General features: G+C 72.6%; 12 protein-coding genes. 2 read left to right on the forward strand and 10 right to left on the reverse strand.

Annotated features, from left to right (window positions below; genetic code table 11):
• The first annotated feature begins 106 nt into the window (after window positions 1-106).
• Window positions 107-1006: a SigE family RNA polymerase sigma factor gene (locus CRP52_RS19535; protein WP_441349063.1), complete on the forward strand. Its 900-nt coding sequence runs from the start codon at window positions 107-109 to the stop codon at window positions 1004-1006.
• A gap of 234 nt (window positions 1007-1240) precedes the next feature.
• On the opposite strand, the gene CRP52_RS19540 is transcribed toward CRP52_RS19535, so the two are convergent.
• The 5 genes from CRP52_RS19540 to deoC form a co-directional block, all read right to left on the reverse strand.
• A complete protein-coding gene (locus CRP52_RS19540) occupies window positions 1241-1879 on the reverse strand; it encodes an ATP-binding protein (protein ID WP_097237575.1) in 639 nt (212 codons plus the stop codon).
• A 47-nt stretch (window positions 1880-1926) separates the two neighbouring features.
• Window positions 1927-2337 carry a hypothetical protein gene (locus tag CRP52_RS19545; protein ID WP_097237576.1) on the reverse strand — a complete coding sequence of 137 codons (411 nt, stop codon included), beginning with the start codon at window positions 2335-2337 and terminating at the stop codon, window positions 1927-1929.
• A 279-nt stretch (window positions 2338-2616) separates the two neighbouring features.
• A complete protein-coding gene (locus tag CRP52_RS19550; protein ID WP_097237577.1) occupies window positions 2617-3522 on the reverse strand; it encodes an aldehyde dehydrogenase family protein in 906 nt (301 codons plus the stop codon).
• Window positions 3515-4996 carry an aldehyde dehydrogenase family protein gene (locus CRP52_RS19555; RefSeq protein ID WP_097237578.1) on the reverse strand — a complete coding sequence of 494 codons (1482 nt, stop codon included), beginning with the start codon at window positions 4994-4996 and terminating at the stop codon, window positions 3515-3517. The genes CRP52_RS19550 and CRP52_RS19555 overlap by 8 nt, the downstream gene beginning before the upstream one ends.
• Window positions 4997-5001: 5 nt before the next feature.
• On the reverse strand, window positions 5002-5988 hold the full coding sequence (gene deoC, locus CRP52_RS19560; protein WP_097237579.1) for a deoxyribose-phosphate aldolase: 987 nt from the start codon (window positions 5986-5988) through the stop codon (window positions 5002-5004).
• 118 nt (window positions 5989-6106) lie between these two features.
• On the opposite strand from deoC, the gene CRP52_RS19565 reads away from it, so the two are divergent.
• Window positions 6107-6787 carry a PH domain-containing protein gene (locus CRP52_RS19565; RefSeq protein WP_097237580.1) on the forward strand — a complete coding sequence of 227 codons (681 nt, stop codon included), beginning with the start codon at window positions 6107-6109 and terminating at the stop codon, window positions 6785-6787.
• 83 nt (window positions 6788-6870) lie between these two features.
• Here the strand turns inward: CRP52_RS19565 and CRP52_RS19570 are convergent, their stop codons facing one another.
• From CRP52_RS19570 to pgsB, 5 genes are all read right to left on the reverse strand, one after another.
• Window positions 6871-8589 carry a phospho-sugar mutase gene (locus CRP52_RS19570; protein WP_097237581.1) on the reverse strand — a complete coding sequence of 573 codons (1719 nt, stop codon included), beginning with the start codon at window positions 8587-8589 and terminating at the stop codon, window positions 6871-6873.
• Window positions 8590-8763: 174 nt separating this feature from the next.
• Window positions 8764-9585 (reverse strand): purine-nucleoside phosphorylase, encoded by an 822-nt coding sequence (locus tag CRP52_RS19575; RefSeq protein ID WP_097237582.1) that lies wholly within the window; start codon window positions 9583-9585, stop codon window positions 8764-8766.
• Between the two features lie 145 nt (window positions 9586-9730).
• Window positions 9731-10822: a C40 family peptidase gene (locus CRP52_RS19580; protein ID WP_097237583.1), complete on the reverse strand. Its 1092-nt coding sequence runs from the start codon at window positions 10820-10822 to the stop codon at window positions 9731-9733.
• A gap of 31 nt (window positions 10823-10853) precedes the next feature.
• A complete protein-coding gene (locus tag CRP52_RS19585) occupies window positions 10854-11336 on the reverse strand; it encodes a poly-gamma-glutamate biosynthesis protein PgsC/CapC (protein WP_097237584.1) in 483 nt (160 codons plus the stop codon).
• A complete protein-coding gene (gene pgsB / locus CRP52_RS19590) occupies window positions 11333-12781 on the reverse strand; it encodes a poly-gamma-glutamate synthase PgsB (RefSeq protein ID WP_097240194.1) in 1449 nt (482 codons plus the stop codon). The genes CRP52_RS19585 and pgsB overlap by 4 nt, the downstream gene beginning before the upstream one ends.
• Window positions 12782-12803 lie beyond the last annotated feature (22 nt).

Raw genomic sequence — 12803 nt, forward strand, 5'->3', positions numbered from 1 at the left:
GTACCGACCCAGGGGGCGCACGATGAACGCCATGCTTCAGACCCGGACCAACCCGGCTGTCCGCACCGCGCGTTCGTCAGCCACCGCCCACCGCACCCGGTACGAGATCAGGACCGACGAGAACTCCGGTGCCGTGACCGTACGGGGGTGCGCGCACAGCACCGGTGGAAACCCTGTCGCCCGTCGGGTGAGCGGCGGCGGCAGGACGGGGGAGCTGTACGGAGTCGGCCGGCTGGGGAGTTCGGTCGACTCCGCCAACACCCTCACGCTGCGGGGGATCCTCCCCGTCCGCGTCGAGGGCACGGACACCCCGGGGGGGAACCGGGGTACCGGGGGGAACGGTCTGCGGACGGTCGGTTCGGGGGAACCGGCCGGTCGTGAGGCCGCCGGTGCGACGCTGCTGCGGCTGAACCCCGCCGCGGCCCGCACCACCGAGGCGGGACAGGGAGGCGCGCAGGGGGAGCACTCGGCCGCCGCGGAGGACCACATCACGGAGTTCACCGCGTACGTGCGCGAGCGCCGCGCCTCCCTGTACGCCACGGCGTACCACCTCACCGGTGACCGCTACGAGGCCGAGGACCTGCTGCAGAGCGCGCTCTTCAGCACCTACCGGGCCTGGGGCCGGATCACCGACAAGGCCGCGGTCGGCGGCTACCTCCGCCGCACCATGACCAACCTGCACATCTCCGCCTGGCGGCGCCGCAAGGTCAACGAGTACCCGACCGAGGAGCTGCCGGAGACGGCCGGCGACACCGACGCGATGGGCGGCACCGAGCTGCGCACCGTGCTCTGGCAGGCGCTGGCGAAGCTGCCGGAGAACCAGCGGACCATGCTGGTGCTGCGGTACTACGAGGGCAAGACCGACCCGGAGATCGCCGACGTGCTGGGGATCAGCGTCGGCACGGTCAAGAGCAGCATCTGGCGCGCCCTGCGCCGGCTGCGCGACGACGAGCACCTGAACAAGTCGGGCGACACCGTCCGGGCGTTCGGCGAACTGGTCGCGTAACAGGGTCGTTCGACCAGGTCGGCCGGCGAGGTCAGCCGACGAGGTCGTAGGACGCAACAGAGGACTCCCGTCGGGGGACGGGAAGCGGACGGTCACGGTCCGGGGGCAGCGGCTCGGGGGAGCATGCCCGTGGGGGAGCCGAGGATCGTTCGGGACGGCGACGGGCCCGGTGCGGGGGAGACGCACCGGGCCCGTCGTTCTGCTGCCTTGTCCTGCTTCCAGGGGCGGACGGCCTCAGGCCGCGGAGAGCTCCGTCGTCCGGGCTGCGGCGTGGATCCGCCGCTCGGCCTCCGGGCCGGCGCACGCGTACGAGCCGAGCGCGACCTGCCGCCCGACGATGGACCGCTCGGCCCGCATCAGCCGCAGGCCCCGGCGCACCAGCACCGGCAGCGACTTGCGGCCCTCCCGGACGTCCCGGCGCAGCCGCCGCCAGGCCGTGGTGAGCGCGCCGTTGCGCAGGCACAGGGCGTCGCCGAGCAGCCCCTCCTCGGCGCACTCGCCGGTGATCTCGGCCGCGAAGATGCCCTCCGCGATGAACGCGGGGGCGCCGCCCAGCTCCAGGGTGCGGGTGCCGATCCGGCCGTTGTCCGGGATCGAGTACACCGGGACGTCGGTTCGGCCGCGTTCGTGCAGGGTGCGGATGGCGGCGACGGCCTGGTCGCGGTGCCAGGCGAGCGGGGAGTCCCAGTCGACGGCGCCGTCGGGCAGCCGTGGCAGGGTCGGGTCGTCCCCGTCCTTGTAGAAGTCGTCGAGCTGGAGCACCGGCAGGCCGCTGCGCTCGGCGAGCGAGGACTTCCCCGACCCGGAGGGCCCGGAGAGCAGGATCACCCGGGCGTGCGCGGTCGGTGCGGGGTTCATGGGGGAGTCACTCACGGGACACCAGTCTGACGCATCCCGGCCCGTTGCCGAAACCGGTCGGTTCAGACCTTCTGCTGCGACTTCGGGTCGGCGAGGGTGACGTGGACCAGCGGCAGGTACCGGCTGTCGACCTGGAGGTGGACCGGCTCCCCGCCGTCGGGCGGCAGGTAGCGGGTCGCGGCCCAGTCCTGGTCGTACCAGGTGTCCGGCTCGGGCTCGTGGAAGCTTCCCCCGGTGGGCAGTTGGAGCCGGTCCCCGCCGCGCTCGCCGAAGGCCGCCGTGGCGGCTCCGGGCGTGATGTCCAACGTGCCGTTGACGTAGGCGCGTTGCCAGCCGGCCCGGTCGGACCGCGCCGAGCAGGGCACCCGGACCGGTCGGCCGGCGGCCAGCCGGCGCCTGGTGCGGGCCACGTGCCACCGGCGGAAGGCGCCGTCCGCGAACAGTGTCGCCAACTCGCCCAAGAACTCTCCCATGTGCCCCCCTCGGTCGTTTGCGTACCGCCGATTCTGGCGCGGCCGGAGGGGCGGTCGGGAGCGCCGAAAGTCGGCGGCGGGCCTGACGAAAGTCGACGGAACCCCACGGGGGACGCCCACGGGACGCCCACGGGACACGGACGAAACGCCGAAGAAAACGCCGACGGACCCGCGCCAGGGGGGGAGAGGCGCGGGTCCGTCCTGTGACCGTCCGGGCCCTAGGGGGGGTGAGGGCACTGGGGACGGCCAGTCTGTGGAGTTGTGCCCGGAGAGCGGAGGTCAGATACCCATCGGGTGCCAGACCGTCTTGGTCTCCAGGAACGAGAGTAGCCGGTCCGTACCGGGCGCATTGGTCCAGTCCTGGGCGAACGGGTCCAGCACCGGACGGACTACCCGCTTGAGGGTATCGGCGGCGGACGCCTCCAGGGCCTGCGCCGCGCCGGGGCCGTCGGCGGCGATGGCCCCGGTGAGGTCCAGCGCGTTGACGTCCTGGTGCGAGGCCAGGGTGGGGGCGATGTCCGTGGTCCGGCCCGAGATGATGTTGACCACGCCGCCCGGGACGTCCGAGGTGGCGAGCACCTCGCCCAGCGACAGCGCGGGCAGCGGGGCGTCCGCGGCGGCCGCGACCACGACCGTGTTGCCGGTGGCGATCGCCGGGGCGATCACCGAGACCAGGCCGAGCAGCGAGTGCCCGTACCCGGCCTGCGGGGCGACGATCCCGACCACGCCGGTCGGCTCCGGGCTCGACAGGTTGAAGTACGGGCCGGCGACCGGGTTGGCGCCGCCCGCGATCTGGGCGACCTTGTCGGTCCAGCCTGCGTACCAGACCCAGCGGTCGATCGCGGCGTCCACCAGCGCGGCGGCCTTCTTCGGGCCGATGCCCTCGGAGAGCGCCACCTCGGCGGCGAACTGCTCGCGCCGGCCCTGCAGCATCTCGGCGACCCGGTACAGCACCTGGCCGCGGTTGTACGCGGTGGTGCCGGCCCAGCCCTTGACCGCCGCGCGGGCGGCCAGGACGGCGTCCCGGGTGTCCTTGCGGGTGCCCAGCGGGGCGTTGGCGAGCCACTCGCCGTTCGAGTCCGTCACCTCGTACACCCGCCCGCTCTCGGAGCGCGGGAACTTCCCGCCGACGTACAGCTTGTAGGTCTTGAGGACGTCAAGACGCGCGAAGGTCGTGTCAGACATCGAGGTAGGCCTCCAGACCGTGGCGGCCACCCTCGCGGCCGTAGCCCGACTCCTTGTAGCCGCCGAACGGCGAGGTCGGGTCGAACTTGTTGAAGGTGTTGGCCCAGACCACGCCGGCCTTGAGCTTGTTCGCCATCCAGAGGATGCGCGAGCCCTTCTCCGTCCAGATGCCGGCGGAGAGGCCGTACGGGGTGTTGTTGGCCTTCGCGACCGCCTCTTCGGGGGTGCGGAAGGTCAGCACCGACAGGACCGGGCCGAAGATCTCCTCCTGGGCGATCCGGTGGGCCTGGCTGACGCCGGTGAACAGGGTCGGCTTGAACCAGAAGCCGGTGCCCGGGAGTTCGCAGGCCGGAGACCAGCGCTCGGCGCCCTCGGCCTCGCCGGCGTCGGTCAGCGCGGTGATCCGGGCCAGCTGCTCGGCCGAGTTGATGGCACCGATGTCGGTGTTCTTGTCCAGCGGGTCGCCGACCCGCAGGGTGCCCATCCGGCGCTTCAGCGCGTCCAGCAGCTCGTCCTGGACCGACTCCTGGACCAGCAGGCGCGAACCCGCGCAGCAGACGTGGCCCTGGTTGAAGAAGATGCCGTTGACGGTGCCCTCGACGGCCTGGTCGATCGGCGCGTCGTCGAAGACGATGTTGGCCGCCTTGCCGCCCAGCTCCAGCGAGAGCTTCTTGCGGGTGCCGGCCAGCTGCTTGGCGATGGCCCGGCCGACCGGGGTCGAGCCGGTGAAGGCGACCTTGTTGACGTCCGGGTGCGCGGTGAGCGCGGCGCCGGTGCGGCCGTCACCGGTGACGATGTTGACGACGCCCTTCGGCAGACCGGCCTGGCGGCAGATCTCGGCGAAGCGCAGCGCGGTCAGCGGGGTGGTCTCGGCCGGCTTCAGGACGACCGTGTTGCCGGTCGCCAGCGCGGGCGCGATCTTCCACGCCAGCATCAGCAGCGGGAAGTTCCACGGGATGACCTGGCCGGCCACGCCGAGCGGCTTCGGGTTCGGGCCGTAGCCGGCGTAGTCGAGCTTGTCGGCCCAGCCCGCGTAGTAGAAGAAGTGCGCGGCGACGAGCGGCAGGTCGACGTCGCGGGTCTCGCGGATCGGCTTGCCGTTGTCGATCGACTCCAGCACGGCCAGCTCGCGGCTGCGCTCCTGGATGATCCGGGCGATCCGGAACAGGTACTTGGCGCGCTCGCTGCCGGGCAGCGCCGACCAGTCGGTGAAGGCCTTGCGGGCGGCGGCGACCGCGCGGTCGACGTCCTCGTCGGTGCCCTGGGCGAACTCGGCGAGCACCTGCTCGGTGGCCGGGTTGACCGTCTTCAGGGCCTCGCTGCCCGAGGAGTCGACGAACTCGCCGCCGATGAAGTGGCCGTAGGAGGTGGCGATGTCGCCCGCGGCGGCGGGGGACTCGGGGGCCGGGGCGTACGCGAAGAGGCCGCCGGCGGGCTTGGCCGTGGGCTCCTCGGTGTTCTTCTTCTTGGCCATGGTGATCAGTCCACCGTCACGTAGTCGGGGCCGGAGTAGCGGCCGGTGGCCAGCTTCTGGCGCTGCATCAGCAGGTCGTTGAGCAGGCTGGAGGCTCCGAAGCGGAACCAGTGCGGGGTCAGCCAGTCGTCGCCGAGGGTCTCGTTGACCATCACCAGGTACTTCATGGCGTCCTTGGTGGTCTTGATCCCGCCGGCGGGCTTGACGCCGACCTGGACGCCGGTGGCCGCGCGGAAATCGCGGACGGCTTCCAGCATCAGCAGGGTGACCGGCGGGGTCGCGTTGACGGCGACCTTGCCGGTGGAGGTCTTGATGAAGTCGGCGCCGGCCAGCATCGCCAGCCAGGAGACCCGGCGGACGTTGTCGTAGGTCTGCAGCTCGCCGGTCTCGAAGATGACCTTGAGGTGGGCGTAGCTGCCGTCGGCGCGCTTGCACGCCTCCTTGACGGCGACGATCTCCTGGAAGACGTCGAGGTAGCGGCCGGAGAGGAAGGCGCCGCGGTCGATCACCATGTCGATCTCGTCCGCGCCCGCGGCCACCGCGTCGGCGGTGTCGGCGAGCTTGACCGGGAGGGCGGCGCGGCCGGCCGGGAAGGCGGTGGCCACCGAGGCGACCTGGATGTCGGTGCCCCGGAGGGCGTCCTTCGCGGTGGCGACCATGTCCGGGTAGACACAGATGGCGGCGACGCGGGGGGTGGTCGGGTCGGTCGGGTCGGGGGTCCTGCCCTTGGCGCACAGCGCGCGCACCTTGCCGACCGTGTCCGCGCCCTCCAGCGTGGTCAGGTCGATCATCGAGATCGCCAGGTCGATGGCATAGGCCTTCGCCGTGGTCTTGATCGAGCGGGTACCGAGGGTGGCGGCACGCGCCTCAAGGCCGACCTGGTCGACGCCGGGCAGGCCGTGCAGAAAGCGGCGGAGCGAGGCCTCGGACGCCGCAACGTCCTGAAGGCCGCTGCCCGCAACGCCGGGGGCATTGGCTGCAACAGTGGACATAGTCACCAGACCAGCATATCTACGCGCGTAGTAGTCCGCCAGAGCGGCCACCTTTCGTGGCCGCTTTCGTGGCCGGACCGAGACCTCCGGGTGTGGAGCATGGGGCAGAATCGAGGCCATGACCGATTCCGACGGCAAGCCCCACCAGGGCCCCGCCGCCCCCGACGGGGAGCCCGAGTACGCGGACCGCGTGTACCGCTCCGTTCCCGGTGTGATCTCCGGAGTGCTGCTGCTGGCCGTCGCCGCCTGGCTGATCGGCGACGCGGTGGTGACCGGGACGGGGAAGACCCCGTACGTCTCGCTCGCCGCGGTGCCGGTGTTCGCGTTCCCGGTGATCGCCTACACCCTGCGCCCCGAGGTGCGGGCGAGCCGCAGCCGCCTGGTGGTGCGCAACCCCTGGCGGACCGTCGTCGCGCCCTGGGCCTCGGTGGAGGGGCTGCGCGCCGGGTACTCGGTCGAGCTGTTCGCCGACGGCGAGAAGTACCAGGTGTGGGCGGTGCCGGTGTCGCTGCGCCAGCGCAAGCGGGCCACCCGCGCCCAGAGCCGCGGCACCACCGAGCACGCCTCCCGGACCGGCCTGGGGCTGGGCCTCCCCACCCGCAGCAACCCCGTCGTCCAGGGCTCGCCCGACCCGACCCGCGCCTGGTCCGACCAGGTCACCGCCGTGCTGCAGGAGATGGCCGAGCGCAACGCCGCCCGCCCCGACGCGGCCGGGCCGGTCGTGGTGCGCTGGTGCTGGTGGGTGATCGCCCCCACCGTGGCCGGCCTGATCGCGCTGGTCACCGTCATCGCCGTCTGAGCCCGGGAGTCCCGACCCGGAACGCGGGAGGGCCCGCCGGTCACGTACGTCACGGACCGGCGGGCCCTCCCGCGTGCGGGTGATCAGATGCCGGCGGCTGCGGCGAGGTCCTGCTTGATGGTGTCGAGCAGCTCGGCTGCGCGGGTGCGGGCCGCGGCGAGCTCGGCGGCGGAGGCGACCGGGAGGACGACCTCCAGGTAGCACTTCAGCTTGGGCTCGGTGCCGGAGGGGCGGACCACGATGCGGGCCGAGCGGACGGCCTCGCCGGCCAGGTAGTAGCGCAGGCCGTCGGTGGGCGGCAGCTCGGCGGAGCCGGCCGCGAGGTCGTCGGCGCGGGTGACGCTCAGGCCGGCCAGGACGGTCGGGGGCTGCTCGCGCAGGCGGCGCATGGCGTCGGCGATCAGCGAGAGGTCCTGGACCCGGACCGAGAGCTGGTCGGTGGCGTGCAGGCCGTGCTCCAGCGCCAGGTCGTCGAGCAGGTCGGACAGCGTGCGGCCGGACTTCTTGAGGGTGGCGGCGAGCTCGGCGACCAGCAGGGCGGCGGTGATGCCGTCCTTGTCCCGGACGCCCTGCGGGTCGACGCAGTAACCCAGCGCCTCCTCGTAGCCGTAGCGCAGGCCCTCGGCGCGGGAGATCCACTTGAAGCCGGTCAGCGTCTCCTCGTAGCCCAGGCCCGCCGCCTCGGCGATCCGGCCGAGCAGGGTGGCCGAGACGATGGTGGTGGCGAAGGTGCCCTCGGCCTTCTTCGCGACCAGGGCCGAGCCGAGCAGCGCGCCGACCTCGTCGCCGCGCAGCATCCGCCAGCCGGAAGTGCCGTTGCCGCTGCCGGCTGCGTTGCCGTTGACCGGCACGGCCACCGCGCAGCGGTCGGCGTCCGGGTCGTTGGCGATCACGATGTCCGGGCCGACCGAGGCGGCGGTGCGGAAGGCGAGGTCCATCGCCCCCGGCTCCTCCGGGTTGGGGAAGGCGACGGTCGGGAAGTCCGGGTCGGGCTCGGCCTGCTCGGCGACCACGGTGGGCGCCGGGAAGCCGGCCCGGCGGAAGGCGGCGACCAGGGTGTCGCGGCCGACGCCGTGCATCGGGGTGTAGACGACGTCGAGTTCGCGCGGGCTGTGCGGGTCCACGATGGAGACGGCGCGGGCCAGGTAGGCCTCGATGACGTCCTCGCCCAGCACCTCCCAGCCGTCCTCGGCGAGCGGGACCTCGCTCAGCGAGCCGATCGCGTCGATCTCGGCGGCGATCCCGGCGTCGGCCGGCGGGACGATCTGCGAGCCGTCGCCCAGGTAGACCTTGTAGCCGTTGTCCTGCGGCGGGTTGTGGCTGGCGGTGACGGTGACGCCGGCGGCCGCCCCCAGGTGGCGGATGGCGAAGGCGAGCACCGGGGTGGGCAGCGGGCGGGGCAGCAGCGCGGCGCGCAGCCCGGCGCCGACCACTACGGCGGCGGTGGCGCGGGCGAAGTCGTACGACTTGTGCCGGGCGTCGTAGCCGATGACGACCAGGTCGCCCAGGCCCTGCTTCCGGACGTACGCGACCAGGCCGGCGGCGGCCCGGATCACCACGGAGCGGTTCATCCGCATCGGACCGGCGCCGAGTTCGCCGCGCAGGCCGGCGGTGCCGAACTGGAGCCGGTCGGAAAAGCGCTCGGCGAGTTCGGCCCAGGCGAGCTTGCTGTCCGACTCGGCCTCCGGGCCCTCGGCCCGGGCGAGCAGGGCGCTGAGCTCCTCGCGGGTCTGCGGGTCGGGGTCCTCGGCCAGCCAGGCCCGGGTCCGGGCGAGGAGGTCGGTGGTGGGTGCCTGAGACATGGCTGCCAGCTCCATCGGGAAGTGCGTCGGTGTGTCGGCCGGAGGGTTCCGCTAAGACCGGGGGGTTCCGCAAAGAGGGGGATGCGCATGCGGACGGGGCCCACGGGAAGGTGTGATCAGCGGATCACGCCGCCCGTGGGCCCCGTCACTCATGAATTCTGCGCCTGCCGGGCGTCAGATCCGCTCAAGGACCTTCGCCAGGAGCTCGCCCATGCGCTCGGCGGAGGCCTTGCCGGCCTCCAGGACCTCTTCGTGGTTGAGCGGCTCGCCGGTCATGCCGGCGGCCAGGTTGGTGACCAGGGAGATGCCGAGCACCTCGGAGCCGGCCTCGCGGGCGGCGATGGCCTCCAGGGTGGTGGACATGCCGACCAGCTCGCCGCCGATCACCCGGGCCATGTTGACCTCGGCCGGGGTCTCGTAGTGCGGGCCGCGGAACTGCACGTAGACGGCCTCGTCCAGGGACGGGTCGACCTCGTGGCAGAGCGCGCGCAGGCGCTTGGAGTACAGGTCGGTGAGGTCGACGAAGTTGGCGCCGACGATCGGGGAGTCCGCGGTCAGGTTGATGTGGTCGCTGATCAGGACCGGCTGACCCGGGGTCCAGCCCTGGCGCAGGCCGCCGCAGCCGTTGGTCAGCACGATGACGCCGCAGCCGGCCGCGGCGGCGGTGCGCACGCCGTGGACCACGGTGGCCACGCCGTGGCCCTCGTAGTAGTGGTTGCGGCCGAGGAAGATCAGGGCGCGCTTGTCGCCGATCTTCACCGACCGGATCTTGCCGGCGTGGCCGGCGACGGCGGGGGCGGGGAAACCGGGCAGGTCGGTGACCGGGAACTCGGCCACGGTCTCGCCCAGGGCGTCGGCAGCCGGCACCCAGCCGGAGCCCATCACCAGGGCGACGTCGTGGCGCTCGGCACCGGTCAGCTCGCGCAGGCGCTCGGCGGCGGCCTGGGCGGCGGCGTAGGGGTCGGCGGAGAGGACCGACTGAGGAGAAGCGTTCACGGGTCCGAGGATAGACGGGAATCGACTACGCGCGTAGAAAATCCGCTGCGGCATGTCGGATCGTTACCCGGTTGACCCGAAACCACAGCTCGATGGCGCTTTCCGGGTGACGGGTCTCGTCGGTTCCGACAGCTGCGGATCCGGCTCACAGCCGTTTCGCGCTGCGCAGCCCCTTCGCGTACATGCCGTTGTCGTCCAGTCGCGCCGTGCCGCCCTTGTCGCCGAAGGTCGGGCCGTCCGCCTCCTCCCGGCTGGAGATGTACCGGGGATGGCCGTCGGTGTCCAGGCCCAGGTAGATGCCGGTGTGGTCGAGCCGGGCGCCGGTACGGGCGTCGATCTCGAAGAACACCAGGTCACCGGGGAGCAGCGGGTCGATCGAGGCCGGGCGCAGGGTGGTGTCCGAGCCGGCGGCGGTGGTCAGCGGGATCACCGGGACGCCGGGGCCGAGCCGGGCCAGGCCGTTGGCGGTGCGCGGCAGACCGGGGCCGGCCGCGTCCTTGGAGAGCAGCGGGTAGCCGGAGCGGTAGCCGTAGACCATCCGGACGAAGCCCGAACAGTCGAAGGCGCCGTAGCGGGTCTTGTCGGGCTGCTTGGTCACCTTGTCGGCGAACGTGTACGGAACGCCGAGGTAGTCGAGGAAGTCGGTCTGTTCCAGCCGCAGGTCGTTGCCGACCGAGCCGTTCGGGTTGAGCGGGCCGAAGGAGGCGTCGCCCTTGAAGCGCACGCCCTTGGCGTCCTTCTCGGCCGGCGCCCCGCCCACGTACTGGGTGGCCGCCGCGAGGACGTCGTCGGCGGTGGAGCCGAGCGACTGCTGGAACCAGGTGCGGAACCAGGCCTCCTGCTCGGCGCCCGGCTTCCACGGCTGCGGCATCAGCCGCACCCAGCTGTCGGTCACCACGGTGGCGGTGGTGGTGCCCGGCTCGGCGAAGGTGCGGCTGGGGCCGGCCAGCACGGCGGTGCGGGCGTTGTCGGTGAGCGTGGCGACCACGCCGCCGCGGGCGTCCCGGACCACCGTGCGGTCCGGCCCGGCCAGCCGCTCGTAGCGGTACTGGGCGGGCGCGGCGGCGGCCGTGGCGGCGTCGCCGACGGGGGCGGCGGTGGTGGTGATCAGCGGTGCGCTGCTGCCCGCCGCCGGCTGCCGGTCGCGGTCCCGCAGCTGGACGGTGAGGTAGCCGCTGGCGGCCAGCAGGGTCACGGCGAGGCCGCCGCTGAGCAGGGACTTGCGGGTCAATGGCATGGGGGTTCCCGTCGGATCAGGTGCCGGGCGATCAGGTGCCGGGCAGGGCGCCGAGCAGGACGCCGGCGGTGAGGACGACGTAGTTGGCGAGCGTCACCGTGCTGGTGGCCATCAGGGTCGCCGCGCGGGGCTGGCGGACCAGCTGGTAGGCGATCAGGCCCGGGACGATGAAGCCGAGCGTCTGGTTGGCGTACAGGGTGGGCAGTTCGCGCTGCAGCACCAGCATCACGGTGGCCTGCAGCAGCACGCCGATCAGCACCACGGCGGCGAACAGCCGCTTGCCGTACAGGATCACCAGCTTCTGGACCGCCCGGGTGGCCAGGTAGGTCAGCACCGTCACGCCGATCACGATGGCCACCCGCTGCAGCGACTCGACCAGGGTGAGGGCCAGCCAGCCGGGGGTGATCATGCCGCCGGGGGAGAGGTTGGTGGTCAGGTAGCAGACCAGCGAGAAGACCAGGCCGAGCGCGATGCCGATGGCGGCGATCTCGGGGGTGAGCTCGGTGGGGATCACGGCTGGTCTCCGTAGGGGGCGGCGGTGCGGTGGTCGGGGTCGAACCAGGAGTCGGGGAGCGGTTCGGGGTGGTACACCGGCTCGGCGTACGGGGCCTGCGGGGGGTACGGGTACGGATCGGCGTAGGGGGCCTGCCCGGCGTGGCGGTACTGCTCGGCGTACGGGTAGGGCTCGGCGTACGGCCCGGGGTACGGCTCCGGCTCCGGGTAGAGCGGTTCGGGCTCGTGGTACGCGTACTCCGGTGCCTCCGGCGCGTCCGGGCTGTCGTCCGGGTCGAGCCGGGCCAGCTCCTCCAGGAACAGCTCGCCCTGGCCGTGGATGTTGCCGACGGCCACCAGCGAGGAGTCCGGGCCGAGTTCGGCCAGCAGGTCGGCGGTGAGCTGCGCCGGGTCGCGCTTGTCGCCGCCGAGGTCGACCACGCGGCCCGACCAGCCGGCCGGGATGCCGTCGCGGGCGCTCCTGGTGGGGTGGCCGATCAGGAAGACGGTGTCCGGGTCGAGGTTCGGGACGATCTGGCCCATCTGGCCGTTGCGTTCGACCCGGTCGGGGCGGCAGTTGATGACCACGTTGAGCGGGCGGTGGATCGCGCCCAGGCCCTCCAGCTGGCGGACGTTCATCAGCGTGGACTCGGGGTCGTTGGCGGCGAAGACGTTGGCGAAGCGCAACCGCTTGCCGTCCGCGGTCCGGTAGCGCTCGACCGAGAGCACGCCCGGGTCCGGCGGGGCGGCCCACATGCCCTGCAGCGCGGTCTGCCGTTCCACGCCGAGGAGTTCGGCGACGGCGAGGGCGATCGCCACGTTCTCCTTGAAGGTGAACCAGCTGAACCCGCGCAGCTCCTCGTCGGTGACCGACTCCGGATCCACCACGACGAGTTCGCAGTTCCGCTTGGCCGCCTCCGCGCGCAGGATGTGCGCGCGCTCCTGCTCGGCGGTCACGCACACCCCGTCGACCGGCATCGAGCGGGACAGCGAGCGGGCGACGTCGTCCAGGGTCGGGCCCATCTCGGCGAGGTGGTCCTCGCGGACGTTGCAGAGCACGCCGATGGTGGAGCGGATCAGCTTGGTCTGGTTGACCTCCTGGAGCGCGGGCATGACGGCCATGCACTCGATCACCAGGGCGTCCGGCCGGTAGGTGGCGGCGCGGCGGACGATGCCGATCTGCTCCACGACGTTGGCGATGCCGAACTTGCGGTAGACCGGCTCCTCGGTGGCGTCCGGGTGGATGAAGCGGGCCGCGGTGCCGGTGGTCTTGGCGACCGTCACCAGCCCGCCGCCGCGCAGTGCGCCCGCGCACAGCCGGGTGATCGAGCTCTTGCCGCGGATCCCGTTCACCAGCACCCGGGTCGGGATCTGCTCCAGCGCGGTGAAGTGCCGGCGCTGCTCGACGATGCCGGCCACCAGCAGCACGGCGCAGCACACCAGCAGCACGACGTAGAGGAAGAGCACGGGGAGGTCCTTCGGGCGGGGC

Source organism: Streptomyces sp. 1331.2 (assembly GCF_900199205.1).
In the GTDB taxonomy this organism is placed as follows: domain Bacteria; phylum Actinomycetota; class Actinomycetes; order Streptomycetales; family Streptomycetaceae; genus Kitasatospora.

Excerpts from the sequence above, each read along its gene's own strand:
- CRP52_RS19545 (WP_097237576.1), bottom strand. The coding sequence starts at position 2,337 with ATGGGAGAGTTCTTGGGCGAGTTGGCGACACTGTTCGCGGACGGCGCC.
- CRP52_RS19550 (WP_097237577.1), bottom strand. The coding sequence starts at position 3,522 with ATGTCTGACACGACCTTCGCGCGTCTTGACGTCCTCAAGACCTACAAG.
- CRP52_RS19555 (WP_097237578.1), bottom strand. The coding sequence starts at position 4,996 with ATGGCCAAGAAGAAGAACACCGAGGAGCCCACGGCCAAGCCCGCCGGC.
- deoC (WP_097237579.1), bottom strand. The coding sequence starts at position 5,988 with ATGTCCACTGTTGCAGCCAATGCCCCCGGCGTTGCGGGCAGCGGCCTT.
- CRP52_RS19565 (WP_097237580.1), top strand. The coding sequence starts at position 6,107 with ATGACCGATTCCGACGGCAAGCCCCACCAGGGCCCCGCCGCCCCCGAC.
- CRP52_RS19570 (WP_097237581.1), bottom strand. The coding sequence starts at position 8,589 with ATGTCTCAGGCACCCACCACCGACCTCCTCGCCCGGACCCGGGCCTGG.
- CRP52_RS19580 (WP_097237583.1), bottom strand. The coding sequence starts at position 10,822 with ATGCCATTGACCCGCAAGTCCCTGCTCAGCGGCGGCCTCGCCGTGACC.